Origin of the sequence: Thioclava sp. SK-1 (assembly GCF_001705665.1) — a bacterium.
Lineage (GTDB): Bacteria > Pseudomonadota > Alphaproteobacteria > Rhodobacterales > Rhodobacteraceae > Thioclava.
In genome coordinates, this window is record NZ_MDHA01000044.1 from 220,491 (window position 1) to 245,809 (window position 25,319).

A 25,319-nucleotide genomic window follows, 5' to 3' on the forward strand; every position below is an offset into this window, starting at 1 on the left:
CCCGCAAGGTTTCAAACCCCTAAACAGCTTGCGACAATTGCAAGAACACGCCGCATTCGGCGGGAGGACGTCTTATGGCTAACAAGCTGCGCAGCCACGGCAAGAACATGGTCGTTTGGGTCCTGTTGGGCCTATTGATCCTTGGGCTTGGTGGATTTTCGGTCACGAATTTCGCCGGTGGCAATCAAGATATCGGCACGGTGGGCGACACCGAGATTTCGATGAACGATTACGCCCGCACATTGCAACAAGAGCAACAGGCGATGGCCGCGCAATTTGGCCAGCCGATTTCGATGCAACAAGCGCAAGCGCTGGGTCTGACGACCCGTGTGCAAGGCCAGCTGTTCGGTCAGGCAGCAATTTCAGAGCAGGCCCGTCAGATCGGCGTGTCGGTTGGGGATATGACCTTGAACCGGCAGATCACTCAGGCGCCGGCGTTTCAGGGTCTGGACGGCAGCTTCGACCGCGAGGCCTACCGTATGGCGCTAAGCAACCAAGGCTATCAGGAATCGCAATTTGAGGCGCAGATGCGTGGCGATATTGCGCGCTCTATCTTGCAATCAGCTGTTGTGACCGGCGTCGATGCGCCACAAGCCGAAGTGGACGCCTATGCGGCCTATATCTCGGAAACCCGCAATGTAGCTTATGCGGAAATCGAAGAAGCGGATCTGTTGGAGCCTTTGGCCCAGCCTACCGACGCACAGTTGCAAGACTGGCATAAGACGCATTCAGATCGTTTCATGTCGCCCGAAACCCGTCAGATTTCTTATGTCTGGCTGGATCCTTCGATGTTGGTCGATACCGTCGATGTCACCGATGACGAATTGCAGCAGGCCTATGCCGCGCGTGCCGATCAATATGACCAGCCAGAGCGCCGACTGGTAGAACGTCTGGTCTACCCGTCCTTGGAGGAGGCAACCGCCGCCAAAGCGCGTCTGGACGCCGGAGAGGCCGATTTCGCAACCCTCGCGCAAGAGCGCGGCTTGGATCTGTCCGATCTGGATCTGGGCGATGTGACGAAGGCAGAATTGGGCACCGCAGGGGATGCGATTTTCGCGTTGACGGAAAACGGTGTCGTTGGCCCGATTGAGACCGATTTCGGCCCTGCCCTGTTCCGGATGAATGGCGTGCTGGAGGCGCAGCAAACTCCGTTTGACGAGGTCGAGCCAGAGCTGCGGCAGGAAATTGGCCTGGACCGGGCGCGTCGGGTCATTCAAAACCAAACCGACAGCCTGAATGATCTGATCGCGGGCGGCGCCACCTTGGAAGAGGTTGCTGATGAAAGCCAGATGGAGCTGGGGTCGCTGTCCTACAGTGGGGATTCCGACACGGATATCGCGGGCTACGAGGCCTTCCGCAGTGCCGCCATGGCTGTCACCGCCAATGATTTCCCCGAGCTGCAAGAGCTGGAAGACGGTGGCGTTTTTGCGCTGCGCCTGGACGGCATCACCGAAGCAGCGGTAATCCCCTTCGCGCAGGCGCGCGATGCCGTTGCGGCCGATTGGCGCCAAGAGACGCTGACCACAGCGCTGGCTGCCCGTGCGCAGCAGGTGGCCGCAGCCGTCAATGACGGCGCGACATTGTCTTCCACCGGTGTGTTGACCACTGACGTCAGTGACCTGCCCCGCGGTGGCTATCTGGACGGTATGCCCGGTGATCTGGTGGTCGCAGCCTTTGCCACGCCTGAAGGTCAAGCCAAGGACCTGACCGCCGAAGGCCGGGTTTTCGTCGTGCAGCCCACAGCGGTAATCGCAGCGGACCCTGCCGATGACAGCCTTGCGCAGCTGCGCGGGCAAATCGCCACCCAATTGTCGCAAACCCTGGCCAATGACATGTTAGACCTTTACGCCCGTGCCGCACAGGCCGAAGCCGGTCTGACGATTGATCAGGCGGCGATCCGCGCTGTTGAAGCGCAAATGCAATAACGACCCACCGGGAGGCTATTATGGTTGCTCTGTCACCGTCAGTTGACGCGTTCAAGGCCGCATGGGATCGTGGCGAAAACCAACTGGTCTATGCCCGGTTGGCCGCGGATCTGGACACGCCTGTCTCGGTCATGTTGAAACTGGCCGATGCGTCTAAAAACAGCTTTATGCTGGAATCTGTGACCGGGGGGGAAACCCGCGGCCGCTATTCCATGATCGGGATGAAGCCGGATGTGATATGGCAATGTCACGGTGAAAAGGCGCAGATCAATCGCTCGGCCCGGTTTGAAGACAGCTTTACCCCCTGCGAGGAGGCGCCGCTGGACAGTCTGCGTGCCCTGATCGCGGAAAGCCGGATGGAGATGCCTGATGACCTGCCAGCAGCGGCCTGCGGCTTGTTTGGCTATCTGGGCTATGACACCATCCGCTTGGTCGAACATTTGCCCAATGTGAACCCGGATCCGCTGGGTGTGCCCGACGCGGTGTTGATGCGCCCGTCGGTCGTTGCCGTGTTGGATTCTGTTAAAGGCGAAGTGATCCTATGCGCCCCCGCTTGGGTAAATAGTGGGATGTCCGCCAAGGCCGCCTATGCGCAGGCCGCTGAACGGGTGATGGATGCGCTGCGCGATCTGGACCGCGCGCCAAGCCAATCACGCGAGATGGGCGAAGCCATGAAAGTGGGTGAAATGCGATCGAATTTCACCCATGAGGGCTATATCGCAGCAGTCGAAAAGGCGAAGGAATATATCCGCGCTGGCGATATTTTTCAGGTGGTTCCGGCGCAACGCTGGGCGGCGGATTTTCCGTTGCCGCCCTTCGCGCTGTATCGTTCTTTGCGGCGCACCAACCCGTCACCCTTTATGTTCTTCCTGAATTTTGGTGCGTTCCAGATCGTGGGTGCAAGCCCAGAGATCCTGGTGCGGGTCCGCGACGGTGAGGTGACAATCCGCCCCATCGCCGGCACGCGTCCACGCGGCGCAACGCCAGAAGAAGATCACGCCCTGGAAGAAGATCTGTTGGCCGATAAGAAAGAACTGGCAGAGCATTTGATGCTGTTGGATTTGGGGCGCAATGATGTGGGCCGGGTGGCGAAAATTGGCACGGTGCGCCCGACTGAGAAATTCATTATCGAACGCTACAGCCATGTCATGCATATCGTGTCCAATGTTGTGGGGGAATTGTCTGACGAGCATGACGCGCTGTCGGCATTGCTGGCCGGGCTGCCTGCAGGCACGGTGTCAGGCGCGCCCAAGGTCCGTGCTATGGAAATCATTGACGAGCTGGAACCTGAAAAGCGCGGCATCTATGGCGGCGGCGTAGGGTATTTCGCGGCCAATGGCGAAATGGACATGTGTATCGCGCTGCGCACCGCGGTAGTAAAAGACAAAACGCTGTATATTCAGGCCGGTGGTGGCGTGGTCTATGACAGTGACCCGGAGTCAGAATTTCAGGAAACGGTCAATAAATCCAAAGCATTGCGCAAGGCGGCCGAAGATGCCGGCCTGTTCACGCGTCACGGCAATAGTTGATCAAAACGGCTTAAATTCCCCGCGCGCAGCAACTGTGTCAAAGCGTGCGGGGGGCACAGGCACCCACTGGGCTTGCAGTCACGTTTTACAGCAGCGGGCCGCGCTGCCTGTCCGGGTGGTATCGGCAGTCAGGATCACGCCTAGTGCATATCAGCCTGCTGACTGAAGACTGTGTCGGACCTGATTGTTGCCGTCAGGGGACGCCTACCGGCGCATTAGCCGGCAGTTCTGATTTCAGTGACGACTTGTTGGCCCAGTGGCGGCGGCGCAATTGTGCAGCGCGCCCGCCCCTCTCGTTTGGATTGATACAGAACGGCATCCGCATCTGCCATCATCTGTTCGGGCGTGGGATCATCGTAGTTAGACGAAATCACCACACCGATAGATCCAGAAATTCGGCAGACTGTATTTTCAAACGGCACCGGTTCTTCAAGGCGGCTGATAATCCGCACCCCTAATGCTTGCAACGGCGCGGGGTCCAAAATATCGCGCAGAAGCAACACGAATTCATCTCCGCCCACCCGCGCGACCACATCCCGGTCGCGCGTTTCCTCACGCAAGATACGCGCGACCTGGGTCAAAACCTGATCGCCGGCGGCATGTCCCAATGTATCATTCACCGCCTTGAAATGATCCAAATCCAAATGCGCAAGCGCGAAGGGACGCCCGCTGAGCCTGCGATCCACCAAGGCTGACGAAAGCGCCGCATCAAAGGCGCGCCGATTGGACAGGCCCGTCAGCGCATCGGTGCGCGCCTGATCCTCGGCCGATCGCCGTGCGTCTTCAAGACGCCGGTTCAATCCGCGCAGCTCATTCAAAACAACGGTCTTGGCTTCTTGCAGATACAGCAACTCCATCGCCAAATCCGAAGAGGCGAAATCGGCCTCTGTCATCGAGAATTCACGAATAGCTTCAGTCAAATGGATGCCGAATGTAAGGTTCAAAATAAACCCGCCGCCATCGCTTTGCACCAAAGCCCCACGCAATGAGATCGCCGGTTTTTTGCGCAGTGACAGATGTATCCGGCGGGTGGGTTCCAATTTCGCACAGGTCCGCGCGCCGCCCCGACCGATCAGGAAAACATCATGAAATGATTTTCCAATTGCATCGGGCCCGCCAATAATTTTCTCTAATGTGGGGCCCATAGACAGGATTGTGTGATCGGGCCCAAGCCACAAGCACATCGGCATCAACTGACCTAACGCGACCGTCGACATGCGTGCATGGCCGGATCCCTGTAACATTTCATTGGTTAAAACAACGGTCATGCATCCTCCATAGGACCGGCAAGATCAAAGGTACGCCCTTCGGCAAAGGCGGTATCTAACAACGTCACTAAAATATCTTCGGCCCCAGCAGGTGTGTCCGCAGCTTGCGGATCCAATGGTTCGATCAATGCGAGCGAGCCGTAATCATCGGCCATCGCACGCACCAGCCCCGTCATTACAAGGCCCCATCCAAGGTAATCACCGCGCACACGCAGCCGAATTAATCCGTTTTCTTCAATGTTTAGAGCAAGTTCTGGCAGGCGAAGATCGGGCAATGCCATTTGGCCACGGCCCTGCAATTCCTCCAGCGACATAAGAAATTCCCAGTAATCGCCACCGCCAAAGCGCAACAGCCGCCGCACAGGTTCCAAAGAGGCAAGATGTGCCCCCAGATCTTCCAATAAGGTATCTTGTGATTTGTCCAAACGCCGGCTGGCCGCGGCGAGCAGTGTTTCCGTGACACTGTCAGGATAATGCAGCATTGCTTCAAACCCGTCGGGCGACAGGCCTGTATCGCGTGCGATATCACTCCACGCTGCTGGCCCGTAATTCAGGGTCAGAAAGCTTTGTAATGCGCGATTGATAAGTCCATGCATAAGCCGCCTCGCAGATATAGATGTAACGAAACGTAGCGACTCAGCATTAAGATAAGTTCAAAATATTAAATTGGATTGTTGCGGTATGACACTCCGCGCAGCCAGTCTTGCAGCGCGCCGATATTTGGCAATACGACATCGGCGGTCTCTGCCAGATCCTCGCGCGATGCTGGGCCGGTCAGCACGCCAACGGCCAGCATCCCGGCCGCTTTGGCAGCATGCAGATCATGCAAACTGTCGCCCACCATCACAACCTGTTGTGGCGCAATGGCCTGTGCGCTGGCAAAGGCCAAAAGTGGCGCAGGATCGGGTTTGGAACCATAGCCACTGTCCGCGCCGGCAATAAAATCAAACAAATGGCTTACTGCTTCGCGGTCCAGTTGCAGGCGCGCCGTGGCCTCTGAATCATTGGTCATCACACCAAGTGACAGGGCATCACCGCGCAAATCGCTTAACACTCGTACCAGATCAACGGCAGGTGCTTGCGGCGCATCGGCCGCGCGCGTGTTTAAAAAGTCGGCCAATGCGTGGCCATCCCAGTGCGGCAGATGCGGTAGCAGGGTTTTTATGACATCGGTTAACGTACCCGCAATCACGCAAGAGTGAGGCAAAAACCGCTGTTGAGTAAGATCATAGGCAATCGCCCGCGCCAGCGCATCCAACCGACGCGGATCACCTGCGCTAAGCTGCGTTAAAACAGAGGCTGCCCAGACACCCCATGTGGCGTGAAAATCAAACAGCGTTCCGTCTTTATCAAACAATACAGCCTTGATTTTCATGCATTATGTCCAGTGCATCTGATCGCCACCGCCCAAGACAGCACGCGCTGTCACCAGCTGCTCTGGCGGTTGGGAAATACTGTCGGCACAGTCCAAAACCCATTCATCTTGTTGCAAAATGAAGTCCAGCACAGCAGCCAGGAAACCCGGATCACACGCGGCAGAGCGCAATTGCCCAGCATCGGCACCTGTTGTGTGTAAGAAAGCTTCGCATACTGTATCTTGACTGGCGAGCCACCCCAAAGCGGAAATAGCGATGGTTTGAGCGGGTTCTTGCTTCATCTATGTCATCTCCGAAGTCGGAAAGCTTTTGTTAACCTAATACGCGCCATGATGCTGAAAACAACCGTCTTCTTTGAAGGAGTTTCAGTGGGCATGGTCGGCAAGATATTGATCGTGGACGATGTGGCGACGAATCGCATCGTGCTGAAGGTCAAACTGGCAAATGCACGTTACCAGCCAGTTATGGCAGCTTCGGGGCAAGAGGCGCTGGATGCTATCGCACGTGACACGCCAGATCTGATCCTGTTGGATTTGGATCTGGGGGATATGAACGGCATAGACATTTGCAAAAAGTTAAAACAGAATCCAAAATATTCTCGCATCCCGGTAGTTATTGTCACCGCCAACACGGATAGACAGGCACGGCTGGACGCGCTGCATGCCGGGGCCGATGATGTTTTGCCCAAGCCGGTCGATGATCAGATCCTGCTGGCCCGGATGCGCAGCCTGTTGCGTGCTTATGAACAAGATGAAGAATTGCGCCTGCGCGACGCAACTTTGATGGAGCTGGGCTTTGCCGAAGGTCCGGCAAATTTTGCTCAACCCGCCCGTATTGGCCTTATCGCTCCAAACCCTGAAATTGGGGTAAACTGGCGCGCGGCATTGCGCCGCCAGATGCCGCATGACCGCATTGATCTTCTGGGGCAGCATGACGCGCTCAATGTAGCAACCCAGGCCAATGAAAGCGGATGCGGATATGATGCCTTTGTCATCGCGCCGGATCTGTCAATGCCGGGTGAAGGGCTGCGGCTGATGTCGGAATTGCGGTCGCGCTCGCGCTCGCGCCATGCCGCGATCTGCATTGCTGTGCCACCCGGACGGCGCGATACAATCGCGGTGGCCTTGGATCTGGGCGCCGATGACTTGCTTCCCGACACATTTTCCGCCCCGGAACTGGCACAGGAGGCCGGTCTGCGGCTGAAACGCAATTTGGCACGCAAACGACGTCTGGATCAACAGCGCGCAACTTTGGCCGAGGGACTCCGCTTGGCAACGATTGATCCGCTGACCGGATTGTTCAACCGCCGCTACGCTTTGCCACATCTGAACCGTATCGCCAGTGAAAGCCGCCAGGCCAATCGGGATTTCGCTATCCTGATTTTGGATATGGACCGGTTTAAATCCATCAATGATACATTTGGCCACGCAGCAGGTGACAGTGTCTTGGTTGAGGTTGCAAAAAGGTTGTCACAGGAATTGCGCGCCAGCGATATTATCGCACGTTTCGGCGGGGAAGAATTTCTTGTCGCGCTGCCCAATACATCTTTGGAGCAAGCCGGCCAGATTGCCGGGCGGCTGTGTCGGGTGATCGAACAACAGCCCATCGCCTTGCCCGACAACCATAATTCCCTACGCGCCACTGTTTCGATCGGGATGGCGCTTGGCGGTACAAGCGACCCGGATCGTTCGGTCGATACGCTGATCGAAATGGCGGATCGTGCCCTGATGTATTCCAAAGCGCATGGTCGCAATCAGGTCCGCATTTTACGCGCCCCGAATGCCGCCTGAACACGGTACGCCGCCCGGTGACACCTTTTACGGGCGCGGCGGTGGCGCTTTGTGCTCCATATTGCGCACTTGATTGACGAAATTCTGCCGCTGCTGTGGGCTAAGGGTTTTCAAATGATCCACCATCAGATTTTCGCCCAGCTCAATCCGGCGGCTGATCTCGGCGCGGTGCTGACGCAGCGCGTCTTGTAACGTCACCATATCAAACGGCTCCGCCGCAATCGCCGTTAAAATCGTATCAAAATTCTGCCGGCTTTCATCGTCGATCCCACGCAGATCTACGCCTTTCTCCATCGCAGCCTTTCGGATCGCGGCCTTGTCCTCGGGTCGCAGCCCGCGATCAAACGGACCGAAGCTCATCTCCGGCATCGGACGGGCTTTGCCGCCGGCGCCATGCCCCAGGATGCCGCCGACGATCACACCCAAAACCAAAATATTCACCGTCACTGACGCAATAAGCGCCCAACGCACCCCGCGCGGCACCGCCACTACATCACCGGGTTGAGACCCTGAAGCCATTACTGCCTTACTCCTCCGCAAAACCCAAACTCAAACTATCTGGCATCAAATGCACAGTGCTTGCGGTCGCAGGCGCAGCCCCCAGATAGGACTGCATCGTCACATCCCCTAAAAAACCGATCCACACGCCCGCCAATCCCGCGCTGACCATACCGCCAACAGGCAGCCAACCGCCAAAAATCGACGCAAACAACTGGCGCAGATCGATTTTCGCCGCAGGACGTTGCGCAACGGTGCGACACCCGGACATAAGATTGGCTTCGGCATCGGCCAAGATACGCCCCAAAAACGCAGTATCCGGCTCGGGCTGCTGTCGCCGCCCCGCCCCAAAATATGGCTCCAAAAAGATGTCATCTTCATCTTGATGCGGCTTAATCATGGTCATAGCCCAAGGCCTCCCTCTGCCCCTTTAACAACGCTGTCAATGCCCGCTTTCCACGCGCGGTCAGACTTTCTACGGCCTCCACGCCAGTTTCCATCGCAACAGCAATCTGCGGATTTGAAAGCCCTTCGATATGTCGCAAAATTACCGCCTCACGCTGGCGTTCGGGCAGCTGATCAAGGGCGGATTGCAGGGCCTGCGCGCGTGCATCGTCGATCATCCGATCATAGGGGGACGCACTGTCATCCTCAATCTCGGGCGCTTCATCCAAGCCCAGAACACGCCGTTTGCGCAGCCGGTCTGTCGCAAGGTTGGCCGTCACGCGATACAGCCAGGTGGTCACTTTCGCTTCCCCCTTGCGCCATTCAGGCGCGATCTTCCATAACCGCAACAAAGCATCTTGTGCGACATCTTCGGCCTCTGCCGTATCGCGCAACATCCGCATCGCGACGCGAAACGCCAATGGCCCCATCCGCAGCGTCAAATCACGCGCGGCAGAGCGATCCCCATTGCCATACAGGATCAGCAACGCCTCATCAGAGACGGCCCGATTGGAATCAAGCGCCATGTTCATCCTCACCGGGGATAGCCCGCTTTTGCTCATGATACCATCCGGCCCGATGCGATCTGCACCGGGCCGGACCTCTTTTTTAAAAATCAGTTTGCCTCAGACGTGTCGGGCGCATTCTCTGGCATCACCGGGCGCGCGTGATCTCCCTTACGGCCACCGTCTTTGCGGCCACCATCGCGGTCGCCTTTGCCCTTGCGATCATGGTCGCCGTGGCGCTCCATTTTGCCGCCCTTGCGGCCGTCGTGCTCCATCCGCATCTGGCGTGCCTGTGCCAATTCTTCTTGCGTCACGGCCCCATCGCCATTGGCATCGATCCGCGCGAACATTCCCGCCGCGGCTGTCGGGCGTTCGATCAATTCTGCAGCACTCAGCGATCCGTCACCATCCGCATCGAACATCTCAATTCGCTTGGCGACACGTGCTTCGATCCGCGACTGTGCCTGTGCCATTTCCTGTGCCACCAACTCCTCGGCCGAGATCAACCCATTCCCATCGGAATCCAATGCAGCTGCATCCGCCTGACGTTTTGCCTCGATTTCCTCCAATGTGATCTGGCCATCACCATTGGTATCCACGGCAACGAAGTCAAAGCCCATGCGCGGCCCGTTCTCACCTTTGCCCATATGTGGCATCGGCGGTTTGGCAACCGGCGCAGGTGTTGCGGCGCTATCTTGCGGCGCAGGTGTTGCATCTTGTGCGAATGCCACACCCACAACAGCCAAGCTGGTTCCGGCCAAAAGCGCCGCGGCGATCGTTGTTTTAAACGTGGTCTTCATCGTGTTCTCCTCACGCGACCAATCAGGGCTCGCCCTCATCAGTTCTTGTTTTACGAAGCGCGCTCAGGTTTCCGTCACCAATATTGCGGCCTCTTGTTGAAATCTTCCGACCAAAGGCCGGGTCCAGAAGGTTTCCCCTTCCTTCGACCTGGCTTTTCTCGGATAACAGCCTGAAGGGAGGCTGAAGCATGACTTTTCGTGAAGACGACGTGATCGAACCCCGCGACACCTGGCGTGCGATACGACGCGGGCTGTGCCTGCGGTGCCCGAACTGTGGCAGTGGAAAATTGCTCTATAAATATCTTTCGGTGCACAATAGATGCCCGCAATGCCAAGAAGATTTCCACCACCACCGCGCCGATGACGGGCCAGCCTATCTGACGATCTTGATCGTGGGCCATATTCTTGCACCGCTGATGCTGGCGATATTCGTGGCCTACCGCCCCAGCCCCTGGACAATGATCGCGTTATTTGGCTCCAGCAGTGTCGTGTTGTCACTTGCGTTGCTGCCAATGATGAAGGGCGCCATTATATCCGTTCAATGGGCCGCGCGCATGCATGGGTTTGGTGCGGATCGGACCGATCATGACTGACACAGCGCCCGACCAACTGCGTGATGCTGCAACGATTGTCCTGTTGCGGCATGACATGGCGCAGGGCCCCAGCGTGTTGATGGGACAACGCGGTGCGAATGCTGCGTTCATGCCCTCAAAATATGTTTTCCCCGGTGGGGCCATTGATCCCGCCGACAGCCATGTCACATTCGCCTCCTCGCTTGGCCCCCAAACAGCGCACAGGCTTACCTGTGACGCCGCCCCCGGCTTGGGCTCTGCACTGGCCGCCGCTGCCATCCGCGAAACATGGGAGGAAACCGGACTGGCCATCGCCACAGCCGCCCCGCCCAAAAATCACGGCTGGGCCAGCTTCACACGCGACGGATTGGCGCCTTGCGCCGGCGCTTTGACCTTTATATTCCGCGCCATCACCCCCTATGGACGCCCCCGGCGCTTTGATGCCCGGTTCTTCCTCGTTGACAGCACATCCGTGCATGGCGACCTTGATGATTTTTCCCGTGCAGGCAGTGAATTATCTCATATTCACTGGGTGCCTCTGGCCCGCACCCGACAGCTCGATCTGCCCTTCGTGACCGAAATCGTATTGGCCGAGGTCGCACACCACCTGGCATCGCCACACACCGCTGATCACGGAACGCCGTTTTTCGACAATCGCACAGCCCGCGGCATCGTCACTCGGCTGATCTAACCCGCAAATGCGCTCCCTCTTTCAGCTTGCATTAAATATCCCGGGGCCTGCGGGGCAGCGCCCCGCAATCCTCACCCTCAGCCATATAATATCGCCATCAGGGCAAGGGTCAGCGGGATCGTCACAAATGCCGCAATCGTCTGGGCGGTAATCATCGCCGCCATCAAAGGCGCATCGGCTCTCATTTGTCGCGCCAAAGAATAGGCTGACACCGCCACTGGCAATGCTGCATAGATCATCGCCACCTGCGCCACGATTTCCTGCGGATGGACAATATACACCGCAGCAAACACCAGCGCAGGAAACACCAAAAGCTTCCCCACCGTTGCCCAGATCACCGGCCCAACCGCCGCATCCAACCCATCAAGGCGCAAATTCGCCCCCACGCACAGCAGCATCACCGGCAAGGTTCCCTGCCCCAACACCCGCGCCGTTTCATGCAGCACCGGAATTTCATGCCATCCTAACAGATTAAACACCATCCCCACCGCAATGGATAAAATCAATGGATTGCGCAGCAGCTCTTTCACCGTAGCCAGCACCCGCCCGCCTTGGCCACCCCCCAGCATGGACGCCATCAGCGTCACAATCGAGACATTGACTACCGGCACCAGCAATGCCGACCCCAATACCGCAATCTGCAACCCCTCATTGCCAAATAATGATCCCGCAATCGCCAGGCCAACGAATGTATTGAACCGGCTGGCACCTTGGATCACGCAGGTGCCTTGCGCCGGATCATATCCGCAAAGCTTTTGCATGATCCATCCAAACGCAATCGCGCCAAACAGCCCTGCATATAGGATAAATGCAAAATCTCCCAATGGGGCAGAGTGCAGATCCACCGCCGATATTTTTGCAAAGAACAAGGCGGGCATGAACACCCAATAAACGATCCGGTCATTGATGTTCCAAAATTCAACCGAGGGGATCCCCCCCCTGCGCAGGCCAAACCCCAGCACGATCAACAAAAATGTCGGTGCAATCGCAATCCAGATCGACGCCATATCATCCCCCCATCCCGCAACGTCGGGTCACACAACGTTAGCCGCCGATCACCACCAACATCAATGACACGATGATCAGGGCGATCCCCAGCCCCTCGCGCCGTTGCAATTTCTCATGAAAAATCAACCAAGAGGCACATAGAGTAAAGACCATTTCAATTTGCCCCAACGCCCGCACATAGGCGGCATTTTGCAGTGCGAAGGCAAAGAACCACCCGGCAGAGCCAAGGATCCCCAGCACACCAACCCAGATCGTCATGCGCCACCGCGCAAAGACCCGGCTAAGTTCTTTGGGCTCACGCAAGCGTAGCCACGCTGCCATCCCAAAGCTTTGCAACGTGGTCACACAGCCCAGCGTCACCAGCGCCCGCGCCAGCGCCGGCAGACCCTCTAATTGCAATGTCGCGCCGCGGTAACAGATCGCAGACAGGCCAAACAGACCGCCCGCCACGATCCCCAGAACGGCGGCCCGGCCCGCAACCCTCCCGCCCTGCGGCGGCTTTGACAACACCAGAACCCCGACCAACCCGATGGCGATCCCGACAGCGGCAAGCGCGGTGATCGACTCGCCCAAGATCAAGAACGAAAACAGTGCAACCTGCACGATCTCGGTCTTTGAAAACGCCACACCGACGGCGAAATTGCGCATCAAAAACAACCGCACCAAAGCCATCGTGGCGGCGGCTTGGGCAAACCCACCCAAGGCGGCAAAGCCCCAAAACGATGCGGGCAATGCAGGCATCTGCGCCCCCGTGCCCAACAGCAACAGTAAGGCCGCCAAAATGGCAATCGGTGCACCAAAGACAAACCGCGAAAATGTTGCGCCCCCTGCCGATAGGCCCGAACCGGCCAACTTCTTTTGCAGTACAAAGCGACCGGTTTGTATCGCCCCGGCACAAATCGTTACAGCTATCCACATAGATCAGTGTCCAATTGCGGCTGGAAAATAGCCGTTAAATTCCAATATCTCACGCGCGGCCTTGCGTAAATCCGGACGGTCCTCGATGCCTTTGCGGCCGATAATCTGCCCAAATTGCCCCGAAGGCGTGCCCAAAACGGCGATCCGGTAATCTTGATCGACCCATAGCACCCAAATTGGCTCGCGCCCAAAACCGGTGTCGGGCATCATCCGCGCCCCCGGCCCGGTCAGCGCAGCTACCCCGCCCAGATGGGTGGGTTTGATCCCGGTGCAATCCACCCCCGACAGGGTGAACCGCGACGTTCCATCCCAACGCCAGTGCTGCGGCGCGCCGTGACACCCCTGCGTGGCGCTTTCCAATACCTGCCAATCGCCCGAAAACCGTTCGGGCGAAAATAGCACAATCGATGAAATCGACGTATCATCTGCACGCAGACTGACCCGCTCTGATGTTTGCGCACAGCCCGATACCAGCGCGACCAAAAGGCAGATCACTCGACGCATTCGTTGACCCTCAACCCCGAGGATGTCAGCACATCATTACATCCAAGCAATGGCTTGACCGGAGAGCAAGTGCCCGAGCGCGCAAGACACGCGCCGTCACATTGTGTGCTGGCCTGACAAGATTTGCCGGAATCGCCTGTGCGCATTACACATAGGCTGCCCAAGCCAGTGCTGGTCCATTGCCCACCATTGGTAAGACATTGCGCCTGCAACATCTCCATACGCGCCTCCCCCACCGGGGGTAGTGGCGCGGACGGATCCGCATCTGGCTGACAGGCCCATAGCGCCAGCGGCAAAACCGCCAGCGCCAGCCGCCGATCAATACGGCATCGGATTTTCATGATGAACCTTATCCAAAGCCGTCATGACCGCTTCCGACAGCACCTGCCCTGCCGCATCCAGCACCGGCCCAAGCTGTTCGATAGAGCGCGCACCGATGATCGGCAAACAGGGGAAGGGACGCTGCAATGTCCAGGCATTTGCCATAGTGACCGGGTGCAGACCGTGCTCTTTGGCGACGGCGACATATTTATCCGCAATTGCAAAGGCACGCGGGTTTGCCCGCCCACCCAGATTGCCATTTGCTTCCAAACGCGAATTCGCAGGCACCGCACCGTCGGCATATTTGCCCGACAACATCCCTACCGCGAGCGGCGAATACGCCAACAACGTCACGTCTTCATGATGGCCAAGCTCTGCCAGGTCCAGATCATACAACCGGCACATCAGCGAATATTCATTCTGAATGGTCGCGGCGCGTGGACCATGCCCGGCCTCGGCCAGTTCCAACCATTTCGCCATACCCCAAGCCGATTCATTTGACAGGCCGAAATGGCGGATTTTACCTGCTTTGACAGCCGTTTCCAACGCGCCAAGGCAGTCGATCATATTTGCGGTGATCTGATCTGCACCCGGCTGTGTATCGGGCGCAAATTTCCAGTTTTGACGGAAATGATAGCTACCGCGGTTGGGCCAGTGGAACTGATACAGATCGATGTAATCCGTTTGCAGCCGTTTCAGCGATGCGTCGATACAGCGCGTGACCGAATCGGCCGTCATCTCTTCGCCGTTGCGGATCATCCCACCGCCGCCTGCGATTTTCGTGGCGATCACAACATCTTTGCGCTTACCGGTTTTGGTCAGCCAATTGCCGATGATTTCCTCGGTCCGCCCTGCGGTTTCCGCCTTCACCGGGTTTACCGGATACATTTCCGCCGTGTCGATGAAATCCACACCACGTTCCAGCGCATAATCAATCTGTGCATGACCATTGTCTTCGTGATCTTGCGACCCCCAAGTCATTGAGCCAAGGCAAATTTCCGACACGTCCAGGTCGGTCCGACCCAATTTAACCTTACGCATATGATAGTCTCCGAAGTCTTGCGTCACATTCTGCGCGACCCTGCCATAGCGCGCGGACATGCGAAAGGCCCCACGCAGGGGCCTTTTATGTGCGTCACATCACAAGATGATGCCAAAGCGTTCAATCGATCTCGTCGATCAAATCGCCATAGCCTTCGGCCTCCATCTCCTCCGCAGGGATGAATCGCAATGCGGCGGAATTGATACAATAGCGCAAACCGCCCTGATCTTGCGGGCCATCGGGGAAGACATGGCCCAGATGGCTATCACCATCGCGCGAACGCACCTCGATGCGGGTCATGCCGTGGCTTGTGTCGGTCAGCTCTTGCACATGATCGGTGATCAACGGACGGGTAAAGCTGGGCCAGCCACAGCCAGATTCGTATTTGGCCGCCGATGCAAAAAGCGGCTCGCCTGACACGATATCAACGTAAATCCCGCGTCGTTTTTCTGCCAGATACTCCCCCGAACCCGGCGCTTCGGTGCCCGACTGTTGCGTGATACGATATTGCTCGGGTGTCAGGCGTTCAATCGCGTCTTCGGTCTTGGCATAGGTTTTCAAGGTCATCCCTGTCTCCTTATCTTTGACCCAATAGATAAGCATTCATCGCCAAAGGAAAAGAGGGGCGCCCCCCATCCCCCTGACACACGAAGCTGTGATCGGCACGATCGCGTCAAGCGGTAGGGAAAACTGCCCCCCGGCCTTATCTTGTGAAAAATCCCCAAACCAAAGGACTTGCCAGTGGCCGATCCCATCGACCCGACGACCGCGCAGACCCAGCATTCAGACCAGGGCGCACGCTACGCGCATGAGCTGTCGCGCCATTTGCGTTGGCTGGACAGCTTTACTGGCGCAGCCCTTGGTGTTTTGGCGGCCGCGTCGGGGATCTATACCTATCTTGGGGTGCGCTCTTTGCTTGATGACACGGGCGCGTGGACGACCTTTGCTGCCGTCAGCTATGCGCTGGCGGTCTCGGTCGGGATTTTTGTGTTTTGGTCTTATATGATGCGGCTGTTGCCGGCGATGCGCACCGCGGCGTCACGGCTGGGGCTATTGCTGTCTATGGCGCTGGGATCCTTAGCTATTGTGGCGATGTCCTCTTGGTTGAATGCGGCGGCTTTGGCTGGGGCCGCGGCAGTAGAGCAGCATCTGGCTCATACTGTGCAAAGCTATCAGACCGCGCTGGAACGGGCGCATGCGAAAACCATTGCGGGTCAGGCACTTGGGCGTGATGTGGCGCGGGTTCGCGATACGTTCGAAAGCCTGTCAGAACAAGAAGCCACCGGCGACCTGTCCGGCCTTGCCGGGCGTGGTGCGGTGTTTCGGGTGCTGACCCAAAAATCCGCCGAGCTGGAGGGGCTGGAAGCCCAGATCGCGGGCCAGGATCGCGCTGTAGATGAAGCATTTTCGACTGGCAACGCGATTTTATCGCGGATGCGTGCGCTATCGGTTGAACCGGGCGCTGTAGAGGGGCGATCCGTCCGGTTCTCTGAAGAGGCTGTGCGCCTGTCGGCGATTATCGCAGAACTACGGCAGCTGAACGTAGCCCCATTGGTGATGCGCGCCGCAGCCGATCTGCGTGATTCTGCGGTATTGCCGGATTTGGACGCCAGCACCGGCGCCGGACGCAGCGCCCAGCAAAGCACGATTGCATCCGTCATGGCACTTTTGGCTGACCGGGCGACAACATTGGAAGCCGCCACGCAAGAGGTCGCCACATTGCCCGATGTTCAGGATATTGAATATACAGCCCTTTCTGCCGCAGATGCGGTGATCCGCTATGCCGGGAATTTCGTGCCATCCTGGGCCGGTGCCATTGCAATTGATCTGCTTCCGGCAGTTTTGGTATTCATCTTGATGGTGACACAGGCGGCGATCCGGCAAGGCACCGGTGCCCACGCGCCCGAAGAACATATGACCGTCGCAGAGCTGCGCCTTGCCCTGTCGGCGGCGCGTGATCTGGGTCTGTCGCCCAGGCCAAACCCCGACCAGAACGCGTCACCAAACGCAGGCAGCTCCCCAGCCGTTCACGCCGACGCAGCCGCGGATGCCGACACAGCCGCCTCCACCCCAAGGGCGCAGCCATGACACCGGATTTACCGCGTCCAAACCCGATTGGCCGCGCCATCAAGGCGCTGATCGTCGTGCAAATTGCCATCGGTGCAACATTGATCGTGTTGGACTTGTCGGACAGTTTCAGCGGGGCAAGCCCATTGACCGCGCCCGGCCCGTCGGGGCCCGAAACCCGGCCCTATTCCCCAAATGAGCGCCCCTCGGGTGTTCCGGGGCTGACGCCACGCAGCCAACCGATGCCAGAGCGGCTGGAGTTCACCGGCACCGGAACCGAACTGACGTTGACCGGGCAAATCGCACCCGGTGACGCCGCCCGGATAACAGATGAGCTGACCTTGCGGGCCGAAACCGGACAGCCGGTAACACAGATTGCGCTGGATTCCACCGGTGGCTCGGTCCAAGACGCGTTGGACATCGGGCGGATTGTGCGCGACAGCGGCATTGGCACCCGCGTGGACAGTGGTGCGATTTGCCTGTCCGCCTGCCCCTATCTATTCGCAGGTGGGATCACGCGCAGCGTGGCCACCGACGGCAAAATCGGCGTGCATCAACATTATTTCGGCAAAAACGCGATACTGCCTGCGTTTATGGCTGTAGAGGATGTTCAACGCGGTCAGGCGAATGTGATGGGCTATTTGCTGGAAATGGGGATCGACCCGGCGGTGATGGAACCCGCCATGCGCACCGCGCCCAACCGGATCTATCTTTTGACACCAGAAGAATTGCGCCGTTTCGCGCTGACCACCACGCCGGCCAGTTAGGACATGCCCAGCCGCGCCGATTGGTGATCACGAATGACGGTACGGATCCAGTCCAGTTTCTCACTGACTTTCGGGCCCAGAATGAACGGATAGAAACTGGGATGTCCCATTGCGGAATTCAACGCATTCAGCGCCACAGACAGGCTGATCCATTCTTCCACCACATCCTGAAACGGAGCCTGCAGCAGCTCGTGCATCAGGTCAAACCCACCTTGCGCATAGGGTGCCAGCCGCCCAAGCGGCGCCAATTGCCAGCTAAGCGCGGTTTCCATCGTATCGACCATATGGCATAAATGCGCCCAGCTTTCCGCGAAATCTTCCCACGGATGCGCGGTGGAATAGGCGCTGACAAAGCCCCGCTCCCATCCATCGGGCGGACCCAATTTATAATGGCGTTTCAGCGCATCGCCGTAATCGGCGCGTTCATCCCCAAACAGGTTGCGAAACTCTGCCAGGCGCTGCGCATTGGGTTGAATCAACGCCTCCCAATAGGCATGCGCACTTTCGTGACGCAAATGCCCGATCAAGGTGCGGTAACTTTCGCGCATCTGTTCACGTTCCGAAATCCGATACTCGTCATCGGCCTCCGCGATATTCAAGGTGATCAGACCGTTTTGATGGCCCATCACCACCTTGCCTGTCGCATCCGGCCCCTTGAAATGGAACCGTGGGAAACGTGCACCGGCACCATCCGTCAGTGGCAGATCCAAATGGCGCAGCATGCGCATCAACATCCGTTTTGCCGCCTCAAACTTGGCCCAGCGTTCAGTGTTTCCCTTAATCGACAGATCGGGAATGACCTCGGTATGGGCGCAAGACAGGCACAGACCATCCGCACCTTCCAACGCCTGCCAATTGCAGCCAATGCGCGCGCGATTCTTGCAAGTGGCCGCCTCTGGCGCAGCCCTCATCCCCTCACCGGGGGCAAACACCAACGCCGCACCACATGACAGGCAGGATAAATTGTCAAAATAAATTTCAGCCCGGCAATGCGGGCAGCGGTGGCGGATCATTGGTGCGTGTCCTTGTTAGAAAAGGGCCAGATATCTAAGGGAATTCACGTAAATTCAGCATAGCGGTATTATATCTCTTGGCCTCAGATGGGGCATATGCACCCCACGGCAAGACTGCAGGTCAAAGAATATCACACCGCCCCGCCCAGTATAGCGTGATCACCAACCCGGCACGTTTTTACCTCCCAACGCTTGGGTCATTGGACATATGCCAAGCCGTTTCAGGCATGTTTGATGACATCATCACGGAACCGTGATGCTTGATTCCCCAGAAAATTCATGGCCGATAAAATCTAGCGAAAGCATTAATTTAAGGCAAAAGTCGGCTTTTTGCGGAACCAACTCTCTGCTAAACTGTTGAACGTGCTGAAACCAATGTTCCGTATATGTCTTTTGACGCATTATTTTTGTCAGAAGCTTGTATGGATGACCTGCCCGCATGTGCGTGAGGCCGGAAAGAGTGTAGAATGACCCAACGTCTTGCCGCCGGATTGGATAGGCAGACCTTTGCAAACAGACCAGAACGCGACGCCACCTCTGGCGGCTTGCGTAGCGCTTTGCGTGATGGATCGCGCATGGCCCATGATCAGCTTGACACAGGGTTTTCATCGCTTGATTTAGGGTATGACGGCGATTACGCAGTCTTCCTACTTGCACATGAGCAGGGTTTGCGGTGGATTTTTGACCATATAGACCGCGCAGCACCCATCCCGACGGCGCAAGCATTAATGCCGGCCATGTTGGACGCGCTGGGCAATGACATCATGGCGCTTGGTCATCAACCACTGCCACAAAACCCATCCGACAACGCCGTCCTATTATGTCCTTGGGCGGTCGATTATGTTGTATTAGGATCGCGGCTGGGCACCGAGGTTTTGCGCCGCCGCCGTGCTGCAGCGGTCGCAAGCGCGCAAACACATACGCCCGCCGACAGCTATTTCGCCCTTCCCTTTGATGCCGCCATGTGGCGCGAATTTTGCGTGATGGCCAGCCAAGTCTGCGACCGTGACCCTGTTGCCAAGCGCGCCATCGCAGACACCAAAGCCTGCTTCGCCGCATTCGACCTTTCTTTGACCCAAAGCCGCCGCCACATGTCGCGCGCGCCGACGGAACATATGCTATGACACACACACCCGATTCTCAGCCCCCGGTTCAACCGCACACAGTCGATCTGACCAGCTGTGACCGTGAGCCCATCCATTTGTTGGGCCGCGTACAAAGATGGGGATGTTTGATCGCGCTGACCTCTGATTGGATCGTGCGCCATCAGTCCATAAATTGCAGCAAAGTGCTTGGCCCACAGGTGGCCGATGTGGTCGGGCATCCGTTGCATGAATTCCTACCATTTGAGACATTGAAGAAAATCCGCGCTCAATTGGCGTTTTTGGATGAAAACCGAAAGATTGTGCGTCTTTTCGGCGTGGATTTCCTGGAAGATGGTCGGCTTTTTGATATGTCGGCACATCAAAATGGCACGGGTTTTGTGCTGGAACTGGAGCCAAAGACCGGCCCGGGCCAACGCGATGATCTGGCGCAGGTGCAACCCATCATTGCGAAATTATCCAGCAGCAGCTCTGTTGCACAGATGGCTCAATTGGCCTGTGAAGGGCTGCAAAGCATGACCGGTTTCGGTCGGGTTATGGCCTATCAATTCACCACTGACGGCAGCGGCACGGTAATCGCAGAAAGCCTGTCGGCACAGATGCAGGGATATCTGGGGATGCATTTCCCTGCCAGTGATATCCCGCGGCAAGCGCGCGCGCTGTATACAAAGACATTGCTGCGCCATATTGCCGATGTGGATGACCCAGGCGTACCGATCCTTCCGGCGCATGATCCAATGGGCAACCCGCTGGACCTGTCGTTGTCGGTGAGCCGGTCCGTATCGCCCATCCATCTGGAGTATTTGCGCAATATGGGGGTAAAATCCTCCATGTCTGTGTCGATCCTGCGCAAGGGACAATTGTGGGGGCTATTGGCCTGCCATCATCCGGAACCAATGCTGCTGGATTATGAAAAGCGCACCTCGGTTGAGCTCTTGGCGCAGCTTTTGTCCTATGAACTGGCGCGAGCAGAAAATGAAATTGAGGCGGAAAACGCCAGCCGGGCGCAAAACGCGCATAACCGGATCATGTCGCTGATCTCTGGTGACAGCTCTTGGGAAAGCAATTTTGACGATGTGGCAGAAAGCATCGCGCGGCTGATCAAATGTGACGGGATCGCGCTGTATAGCGATGGCACATATCTGACCCAAGGCAGCACACCATCTGCCGAAGAGTTTCCGGCCCTAGCACGGTTCTTGAATGGTGCGTCGCAGTCGCAGGTCTATGCCACGGATTGCATCACCAGCGTCTATCCCGCCGGTGAGACATTCACCGACCGGTCCTGTGGTCTATTGGCATTGCCGATTTCAAGGCGCCCTCGTGATTATCTGGTGTTATTTCGCCATGAAATCGCGCGCTCGGTCACATGGGCAGGCAATCCCAATAAATCCATTGAATATGGGCCAAACGGATCTCGGCTGACCCCGCGCAAAAGCTTTGAAACATGGCGTGAGGTTGTGAAGGGCTGCAGCGCACCTTGGACCGCAGGTGAATTGCGCGCGGCAGAATCCCTGCGCGTCACGTTATTGGAAATTGTTCTAAAACTGACAGATATGGCCGCGCAGGAACGCAACCGCGCGCAAGAACAGCAGGAAATCCTCATTTCTGAACTCAATCACCGGGTGCGGAATATCCTGAATTTGATCCGCTCATTGATGAAACAGTCGCAATCGGGCGCACAATCCATCGAATCCTTTACGCAAGCACTGGATGGCCGGATCAATGCGTTGTCACGCGCCCATGATCAGCTGACCAAAGATCAATACAGCCCGATTCCATTAAGCGAGCTGATCGCGGTAGAGCTGGGTGCCTTCAGCTCTAAAGACATGGACCGGATCGTATTTGCAGGTCAGGATGCGGTGATCGCGCCTAAGGCATTTACCCCGATGGCACTGGTTTTTCATGAACTGGTGACCAATTCCGTCAAATATGGTGCATTGCATGTGCCCCAAGGCCGTGTCGAAGTCACCATGTCACAGGCCGAAGATGGCATCGTGTCAATCGACTGGATCGAGCGGGGTGGCCCGGTGGTGAATGCCCCCACACGCCGTGGGTTTGGCTCCACCATCATTGAGCGCACGATCCCGCATGAGCTGGGTGGCGGGGCCGATGTGCGCTATGCCACCGGCGGATTAGAGGCCCGTTTTGAGGTGCCTCCAAACGTAATCGTGGAAACACGTCCCTTTGCGAAGCAGAACACAGACACTGAAATGCCAAGCATCACCCCCGATGTCGACCAACCCGGGCACCGGCTGAACGGCGCAGCACTGATTGTCGAAGATACGATGATTGTCGCACTGGATCTGGCAGGGATGTTAGAAGACCTGGGTGCGACAGATGTGCAAACTGCCCCGTCTGTCGCGCAGGCCTTGCGTCTGTTGGAAGATGGGTTCAACCCAATGTTTGCTGTTCTGGATGTCAATCTGGGCAATGAGACATCATTGGCTGTCGCGGAATATCTGGCAAAGGCCAATGTTCCGTTCCTGCTGGCGTCTGGCTATGACCGGGATGAGGCCGGGATTGACGCATATCCTCCCGCCTATCTGGTGCGCAAACCCTACACGGCGGTTGATCTGCAAGATGCACTTGTCGCAATCGACGTGTTAAAGGGCTGATCCCATCACCCCATCGCGGCCTGTGATGTCCTATGCTGGCCGCGATGCAGATGCCGGCTTAGGCTGACCGTGAGTATGTGAAGATCTCATAACCATCGGATGTAACACCGATTGAATGTTCGAATTGTGCTGAAAGTGACCTGTCCCGGGTCACAGCAGTCCAGTTGTCCGCAAGAATTTTGACATCTGCGCGGCCCAGATTGACCATCGGTTCCACCGTAAAAATCATGCCCTCACGCAGTTCTGGACCCGTTCCGGCTGTGCCAAAATTCAAAACATCGGGCGTGTCATGAAACACCTGCCCTATGCCATGGCCGCAAAAGTCACGCACCACCGAACAGCGCTGACTGCGGGCATAGGAGTCGATCGCGTGGCCGATATCGCCCAGCCGCGCCCCTGGTCGCACCACGCGAATGCCCTGCATCATTGCTTCATAGGCAATTTGCATCAGCCGCTGTGCCGCATGTTTGGGCTTGCCCACGCCATACATCCGGCTGGCATCGCCATACCATCCGTCACAGATCAGCGTGACATCCACATTTACAATATCCCCGTCGCGCAGGCGTTTCTGGTTTGGAAAACCGTGGCACACCACATGATTGACCGATGTGCAGCAGGCATAGGGATAACCGTGATAGCCCAGCGTAGCTGGTGTCGCACCATGCTGCGACGCGAATGCCACGACGAAATCATTGATCTGCGCCAAGGCGACGCCTGGATGGATCAGATCTGACAGGCCATCAAGGCATTTGGCGGTTAACGCGCCCGCGCGGCGCATCCCATCAAACGCCTCTGGTCCATAAAGCTTGATGATGTTGGATCTGCGGGCATCTTGCGCCTTGGCGTTGGCAGGCACGTTCACATAGCTGGTCATGATGCGCTCTTGTTTGATTTTTCGCTGTTTCACCAAAGGTCAGATTGACCAATGTACTCCTGCAGTAGTATATGAAATATACACATTCCATATACAGATGTGAAGAGGAGCCTCAAGGGTGGGTATTGTAAAAATCGGGGATGATCTGCACGAGGAATTACGCAAGGCAAGTTCGGTCATGTGCCGATCGATCAATGCGCAGGCTGAATTTTGGATCAAGGTCGGCATGTTGGCAGAAGCACATCCAACCTTGCCCTTTACCGAAATCATGGCGCGCCAGCTTAAACATGCTGATGTTCAGCTGCCCGGCATCAATGCGGCCTGAAATATGGCGCAGCGATAGCGGGCCACTGGGCATCTCAGCGCCGGCCAATGTCCGAACTTGACGCGCTGGTCGAAATCTTTCACAAAACCCGCGATGGTTCTTAATCGCCCGAAGTGCGCTTGGAATGAAAAAGGGAATACGGTGCGGAAGAGCCCAGAGGCGCCAAACCCGTAACTGCCCCCGCAACTGTGAGCGGCGAGTGATCCTGAGGACGACCACTGAGCCATCATCGGCTTGGGAAGGTTCAGGAAAACGTTGAGCCGCAAGTCAGGAGACCTGCCATCAGCGGCATCTTACGGTGTCGTCCATGCAACTCGACCCGGACGGGGTGTCTGGATAGGAGACGATGATGGCATTACGGAACTATCCGTATCTGAAAACATGTCTGCCCCACGCCCCGCATCGTCGCGGAGGGCGATATGACAGCGCATCACCATTATATAATCACAGGCACGATATTGCGGAGGCCGGCAGGTCACACCGCCTATATCAAGGCAAGTGATCGCCTTCGACGGCCCGCGCCACTGCTGGTGGTCGACCCTATAGGCCACGGCTGCCCCCTATCGCCTGTGGCCCGATGAACAGCGCCGATCTTGATGTCAGCAACGTCAGTTGGGAGCCTGAAAAATCGGCCACACCTGTGTTGCATTCCACCAGTTTTCGCGTGGCGGCGGGGCGGGTTTTGGGCGTAGTTGGTCCAAATGGAGCGGGAAAATCCACCCTGCTGCGCCTGTTGTATCGATTCCAAAAACCCAACACGGGGCATGTGCGTGTGGGCGGGCAAGATATCTGGTCGCTGCCGGCCAGGGATGTGGCCAAGCTGATCGCCGCTGTTTTGCAAGAACAGGCCACGGCCTTTGGATTAAGCGTGCGCGACATTGTCCGGCTGGGCCGCACCCCCTACAGCACCCCCTTTGGCGCATCCAGCACGCAAAACGAACATGTGGTAGATCGTGTCATGGAGACGCTTAGCCTGCACGTCTTGGCTGGGCGCGATTTCGGCACGCTTTCAGGCGGCGAACGCCAACGGGTGATGGTGGCACGGGCCTTGGCACAAGAACCGCAGGTGCTGATTTTGGATGAGCCGACAAACCATCTTGATGTGCGCCATCAGTTGGAGGTCGTGTCCCTTATCCGCAGCCTTGGCCTGACCATCGTCGTGTCATTGCATGACCTGAATATGGCCATGGGCATTTGCGATGATGTTTTGGTTTTGAAAGATGGCCATCCACAAGGCTTTGGCCCGCCCGACGCCCTGCTCACCGACATGCTTGTGTCGAATACTTTCCGTGTCGATGCCCGGCGCGAAACCCTTCGCCCCAGTGGGGCCGCACATTTTTCATTCGCACTTCCCAAGTGAACT

The 25,319-nt window shown here is 57.3% G+C and carries 27 protein-coding genes and 1 riboswitch; of the genes, 11 read left to right on the forward strand and 16 right to left on the reverse strand.

All coding sequences use genetic code 11. From position 1 onward, the window contains the following. The first annotated feature begins 74 nt into the window (after positions 1 to 74). The gene (locus tag BFP70_RS10950; RefSeq protein WP_066011608.1) at positions 75 to 1,925 is read left to right on the forward strand and encodes a SurA N-terminal domain-containing protein; all 1,851 of its coding nucleotides are present in this window, start codon (positions 75 to 77) and stop codon (positions 1,923 to 1,925) included. Between the two features lie 20 nt (positions 1,926 to 1,945). Further along, positions 1,946 to 3,454 (forward strand): anthranilate synthase component I, encoded by a 1,509-nt coding sequence (gene trpE, locus BFP70_RS10955; protein ID WP_066011609.1) that lies wholly within the window; start codon positions 1,946 to 1,948, stop codon positions 3,452 to 3,454. Positions 3,455 to 3,669: 215 nt separating this feature from the next. Here trpE and BFP70_RS10960 read toward each other — a convergent pair whose 3' ends face one another. From BFP70_RS10960 to BFP70_RS10975, 4 genes are all read right to left on the reverse strand, one after another. Next, positions 3,670 to 4,722, reverse strand: a complete 1,053-nt coding sequence (locus BFP70_RS10960) for a GGDEF domain-containing protein (RefSeq protein ID WP_255356674.1) — start codon at positions 4,720 to 4,722, stop codon at positions 3,670 to 3,672. After that, on the reverse strand, positions 4,719 to 5,318 hold the full coding sequence (locus tag BFP70_RS10965) for a heme NO-binding domain-containing protein (RefSeq protein ID WP_066011610.1): 600 nt from the start codon (positions 5,316 to 5,318) through the stop codon (positions 4,719 to 4,721). The genes BFP70_RS10960 and BFP70_RS10965 overlap by 4 nt, the downstream gene beginning before the upstream one ends. A gap of 65 nt (positions 5,319 to 5,383) precedes the next feature. After that, on the reverse strand, positions 5,384 to 6,097 hold the full coding sequence (locus tag BFP70_RS10970; RefSeq protein ID WP_066011611.1) for an HAD family hydrolase: 714 nt from the start codon (positions 6,095 to 6,097) through the stop codon (positions 5,384 to 5,386). Positions 6,098 to 6,100: 3 nt separating this feature from the next. Further along, the gene (locus BFP70_RS10975) at positions 6,101 to 6,379 is read right to left on the reverse strand and encodes a DUF3572 domain-containing protein (protein WP_066011612.1); all 279 of its coding nucleotides are present in this window, start codon (positions 6,377 to 6,379) and stop codon (positions 6,101 to 6,103) included. A gap of 48 nt (positions 6,380 to 6,427) precedes the next feature. Between BFP70_RS10975 and BFP70_RS21525 the strand changes: the two genes are divergently transcribed. After that, a complete protein-coding gene (locus tag BFP70_RS21525; protein WP_304441949.1) occupies positions 6,428 to 7,888 on the forward strand; it encodes a diguanylate cyclase in 1,461 nt (486 codons plus the stop codon). Positions 7,889 to 7,915: 27 nt separating this feature from the next. On the opposite strand, the gene BFP70_RS10985 is transcribed toward BFP70_RS21525, so the two are convergent. From BFP70_RS10985 to BFP70_RS11000, 4 genes are all read right to left on the reverse strand, one after another. Beyond that, positions 7,916 to 8,407: a periplasmic heavy metal sensor gene (locus BFP70_RS10985; protein ID WP_066011614.1), complete on the reverse strand. Its 492-nt coding sequence runs from the start codon at positions 8,405 to 8,407 to the stop codon at positions 7,916 to 7,918. A gap of 7 nt (positions 8,408 to 8,414) precedes the next feature. Next, positions 8,415 to 8,792: a hypothetical protein gene (locus BFP70_RS10990; RefSeq protein WP_066011615.1), complete on the reverse strand. Its 378-nt coding sequence runs from the start codon at positions 8,790 to 8,792 to the stop codon at positions 8,415 to 8,417. Then, a complete protein-coding gene (locus BFP70_RS10995; RefSeq protein ID WP_066011616.1) occupies positions 8,779 to 9,363 on the reverse strand; it encodes an RNA polymerase sigma factor in 585 nt (194 codons plus the stop codon). The genes BFP70_RS10990 and BFP70_RS10995 overlap by 14 nt, the downstream gene beginning before the upstream one ends. A gap of 83 nt (positions 9,364 to 9,446) precedes the next feature. Continuing rightward, positions 9,447 to 10,136 (reverse strand): EF-hand domain-containing protein, encoded by a 690-nt coding sequence (locus tag BFP70_RS11000; RefSeq protein ID WP_066011617.1) that lies wholly within the window; start codon positions 10,134 to 10,136, stop codon positions 9,447 to 9,449. Between the two features lie 188 nt (positions 10,137 to 10,324). On the opposite strand from BFP70_RS11000, the gene BFP70_RS11005 reads away from it, so the two are divergent. Together BFP70_RS11005 and BFP70_RS11010 are read left to right on the forward strand one after the other, a co-directional pair. After that, complete coding sequence (locus tag BFP70_RS11005) at positions 10,325 to 10,729, forward strand: DUF983 domain-containing protein (protein WP_066011618.1); 405 nt, start codon at positions 10,325 to 10,327, stop codon at positions 10,727 to 10,729. Further along, positions 10,722 to 11,399 (forward strand): NUDIX domain-containing protein, encoded by a 678-nt coding sequence (locus BFP70_RS11010; RefSeq protein WP_066011619.1) that lies wholly within the window; start codon positions 10,722 to 10,724, stop codon positions 11,397 to 11,399. The genes BFP70_RS11005 and BFP70_RS11010 overlap by 8 nt, the downstream gene beginning before the upstream one ends. A 77-nt stretch (positions 11,400 to 11,476) precedes the next feature. Here BFP70_RS11010 and BFP70_RS11015 read toward each other — a convergent pair whose 3' ends face one another. The 6 genes from BFP70_RS11015 to msrB form a co-directional block, all read right to left on the reverse strand. Continuing rightward, positions 11,477 to 12,406 carry an AEC family transporter gene (locus BFP70_RS11015; protein ID WP_066011620.1) on the reverse strand — a complete coding sequence of 310 codons (930 nt, stop codon included), beginning with the start codon at positions 12,404 to 12,406 and terminating at the stop codon, positions 11,477 to 11,479. Between the two features lie 37 nt (positions 12,407 to 12,443). After that, positions 12,444 to 13,325 carry a DMT family transporter gene (locus BFP70_RS11020; protein ID WP_066011621.1) on the reverse strand — a complete coding sequence of 294 codons (882 nt, stop codon included), beginning with the start codon at positions 13,323 to 13,325 and terminating at the stop codon, positions 12,444 to 12,446. Between the two features lie 3 nt (positions 13,326 to 13,328). Then, entirely contained in the window at positions 13,329 to 13,829 is a 501-nt protein-coding gene (locus BFP70_RS11025; protein WP_083217459.1) for a hypothetical protein, read from the reverse strand. Next, positions 13,817 to 14,170 (reverse strand): hypothetical protein, encoded by a 354-nt coding sequence (locus BFP70_RS11030; protein WP_066011622.1) that lies wholly within the window; start codon positions 14,168 to 14,170, stop codon positions 13,817 to 13,819. Before BFP70_RS11030 ends, BFP70_RS11025 begins: the two co-directional genes overlap by 13 nt. Further along, the gene (locus BFP70_RS11035) at positions 14,148 to 15,191 is read right to left on the reverse strand and encodes an aldo/keto reductase (RefSeq protein WP_066011754.1); all 1,044 of its coding nucleotides are present in this window, start codon (positions 15,189 to 15,191) and stop codon (positions 14,148 to 14,150) included. Before BFP70_RS11035 ends, BFP70_RS11030 begins: the two co-directional genes overlap by 23 nt. Positions 15,192 to 15,312: 121 nt before the next feature. Then, positions 15,313 to 15,759, reverse strand: a complete 447-nt coding sequence (gene msrB, locus BFP70_RS11040; protein WP_066011623.1) for a peptide-methionine (R)-S-oxide reductase MsrB — start codon at positions 15,757 to 15,759, stop codon at positions 15,313 to 15,315. Between the two features lie 174 nt (positions 15,760 to 15,933). On the opposite strand from msrB, the gene BFP70_RS21390 reads away from it, so the two are divergent. Both BFP70_RS21390 and BFP70_RS11050 read left to right on the forward strand, forming a co-directional pair. Next, positions 15,934 to 17,280: a hypothetical protein gene (locus BFP70_RS21390; protein ID WP_255356675.1), complete on the forward strand. Its 1,347-nt coding sequence runs from the start codon at positions 15,934 to 15,936 to the stop codon at positions 17,278 to 17,280. Continuing rightward, positions 17,277 to 18,026: a hypothetical protein gene (locus tag BFP70_RS11050; RefSeq protein ID WP_066011624.1), complete on the forward strand. Its 750-nt coding sequence runs from the start codon at positions 17,277 to 17,279 to the stop codon at positions 18,024 to 18,026. The genes BFP70_RS21390 and BFP70_RS11050 overlap by 4 nt, the downstream gene beginning before the upstream one ends. Here BFP70_RS11050 and BFP70_RS11055 read toward each other — a convergent pair. Next, complete coding sequence (locus BFP70_RS11055) at positions 18,023 to 19,039, reverse strand: putative zinc-binding metallopeptidase (protein WP_066011625.1); 1,017 nt, start codon at positions 19,037 to 19,039, stop codon at positions 18,023 to 18,025. The genes BFP70_RS11050 and BFP70_RS11055 overlap by 4 nt on opposite strands. A 467-nt stretch (positions 19,040 to 19,506) precedes the next feature. Between BFP70_RS11055 and BFP70_RS11060 the strand changes: the two genes are divergently transcribed. After that, positions 19,507 to 20,163 (forward strand): hypothetical protein, encoded by a 657-nt coding sequence (locus BFP70_RS11060; protein ID WP_066011626.1) that lies wholly within the window; start codon positions 19,507 to 19,509, stop codon positions 20,161 to 20,163. Beyond that, positions 20,160 to 22,757 carry an HWE histidine kinase domain-containing protein gene (locus BFP70_RS11065; RefSeq protein WP_066011627.1) on the forward strand — a complete coding sequence of 866 codons (2,598 nt, stop codon included), beginning with the start codon at positions 20,160 to 20,162 and terminating at the stop codon, positions 22,755 to 22,757. The genes BFP70_RS11060 and BFP70_RS11065 overlap by 4 nt, the downstream gene beginning before the upstream one ends. A 58-nt stretch (positions 22,758 to 22,815) precedes the next feature. Here the strand turns inward: BFP70_RS11065 and map are convergent, their stop codons facing one another. Further along, complete coding sequence (gene map, locus BFP70_RS11070) at positions 22,816 to 23,631, reverse strand: type I methionyl aminopeptidase (protein WP_066011755.1); 816 nt, start codon at positions 23,629 to 23,631, stop codon at positions 22,816 to 22,818. A gap of 118 nt (positions 23,632 to 23,749) precedes the next feature. Here map and BFP70_RS11075 point away from each other — a divergent pair, with 118 nt between their 5' ends. Continuing rightward, a complete protein-coding gene (locus BFP70_RS11075) occupies positions 23,750 to 23,956 on the forward strand; it encodes a ParD-like family protein (RefSeq protein WP_066011628.1) in 207 nt (68 codons plus the stop codon). 77 nt (positions 23,957 to 24,033) lie between these two features. Beyond that, a riboswitch (cobalamin riboswitch) is annotated at positions 24,034 to 24,255 on the forward strand. A 278-nt stretch (positions 24,256 to 24,533) separates the two neighbouring features. Next, positions 24,534 to 25,316, forward strand: coding sequence for an ABC transporter ATP-binding protein (locus BFP70_RS11080; protein WP_066011629.1), 783 nt, complete (start codon positions 24,534 to 24,536; stop codon positions 25,314 to 25,316). Positions 25,317 to 25,319 lie beyond the last annotated feature (3 nt).

Bases quoted from the DNA above. Each gene is read 5' to 3' on its own strand.
- BFP70_RS10950 (WP_066011608.1), top strand. From the start codon at position 75: ATGGCTAACAAGCTGCGCAGCCACGGCAAGAACATGGTCGTTTGGGTC.
- trpE (WP_066011609.1), top strand. From the start codon at position 1,946: ATGGTTGCTCTGTCACCGTCAGTTGACGCGTTCAAGGCCGCATGGGAT.
- BFP70_RS10960 (WP_255356674.1), bottom strand. From the start codon at position 4,722: ATGACCGTTGTTTTAACCAATGAAATGTTACAGGGATCCGGCCATGCA.
- BFP70_RS10965 (WP_066011610.1), bottom strand. From the start codon at position 5,318: ATGCATGGACTTATCAATCGCGCATTACAAAGCTTTCTGACCCTGAAT.
- BFP70_RS10970 (WP_066011611.1), bottom strand. From the start codon at position 6,097: ATGAAAATCAAGGCTGTATTGTTTGATAAAGACGGAACGCTGTTTGAT.
- BFP70_RS10975 (WP_066011612.1), bottom strand. From the start codon at position 6,379: ATGAAGCAAGAACCCGCTCAAACCATCGCTATTTCCGCTTTGGGGTGG.
- BFP70_RS21525 (WP_304441949.1), top strand. From the start codon at position 6,428: ATGATGCTGAAAACAACCGTCTTCTTTGAAGGAGTTTCAGTGGGCATG.
- BFP70_RS10985 (WP_066011614.1), bottom strand. From the start codon at position 8,407: ATGGCTTCAGGGTCTCAACCCGGTGATGTAGTGGCGGTGCCGCGCGGG.
- BFP70_RS10990 (WP_066011615.1), bottom strand. From the start codon at position 8,792: ATGACCATGATTAAGCCGCATCAAGATGAAGATGACATCTTTTTGGAG.
- BFP70_RS10995 (WP_066011616.1), bottom strand. From the start codon at position 9,363: ATGAACATGGCGCTTGATTCCAATCGGGCCGTCTCTGATGAGGCGTTG.
- BFP70_RS11000 (WP_066011617.1), bottom strand. From the start codon at position 10,136: ATGAAGACCACGTTTAAAACAACGATCGCCGCGGCGCTTTTGGCCGGA.
- BFP70_RS11005 (WP_066011618.1), top strand. From the start codon at position 10,325: ATGACTTTTCGTGAAGACGACGTGATCGAACCCCGCGACACCTGGCGT.
- BFP70_RS11010 (WP_066011619.1), top strand. From the start codon at position 10,722: ATGACTGACACAGCGCCCGACCAACTGCGTGATGCTGCAACGATTGTC.
- BFP70_RS11015 (WP_066011620.1), bottom strand. From the start codon at position 12,406: ATGGCGTCGATCTGGATTGCGATTGCACCGACATTTTTGTTGATCGTG.
- BFP70_RS11020 (WP_066011621.1), bottom strand. From the start codon at position 13,325: ATGTGGATAGCTGTAACGATTTGTGCCGGGGCGATACAAACCGGTCGC.
- BFP70_RS11025 (WP_083217459.1), bottom strand. From the start codon at position 13,829: ATGCGTCGAGTGATCTGCCTTTTGGTCGCGCTGGTATCGGGCTGTGCG.
- BFP70_RS11030 (WP_066011622.1), bottom strand. From the start codon at position 14,170: ATGAAAATCCGATGCCGTATTGATCGGCGGCTGGCGCTGGCGGTTTTG.
- BFP70_RS11035 (WP_066011754.1), bottom strand. From the start codon at position 15,191: ATGCGTAAGGTTAAATTGGGTCGGACCGACCTGGACGTGTCGGAAATT.
- msrB (WP_066011623.1), bottom strand. From the start codon at position 15,759: ATGACCTTGAAAACCTATGCCAAGACCGAAGACGCGATTGAACGCCTG.
- BFP70_RS11050 (WP_066011624.1), top strand. From the start codon at position 17,277: ATGACACCGGATTTACCGCGTCCAAACCCGATTGGCCGCGCCATCAAG.
- BFP70_RS11055 (WP_066011625.1), bottom strand. From the start codon at position 19,039: ATGATCCGCCACCGCTGCCCGCATTGCCGGGCTGAAATTTATTTTGAC.
- BFP70_RS11060 (WP_066011626.1), top strand. From the start codon at position 19,507: ATGACCCAACGTCTTGCCGCCGGATTGGATAGGCAGACCTTTGCAAAC.
- BFP70_RS11065 (WP_066011627.1), top strand. From the start codon at position 20,160: ATGACACACACACCCGATTCTCAGCCCCCGGTTCAACCGCACACAGTC.
- map (WP_066011755.1), bottom strand. From the start codon at position 23,631: ATGACCAGCTATGTGAACGTGCCTGCCAACGCCAAGGCGCAAGATGCC.
- BFP70_RS11080 (WP_066011629.1), top strand. From the start codon at position 24,534: ATGAACAGCGCCGATCTTGATGTCAGCAACGTCAGTTGGGAGCCTGAA.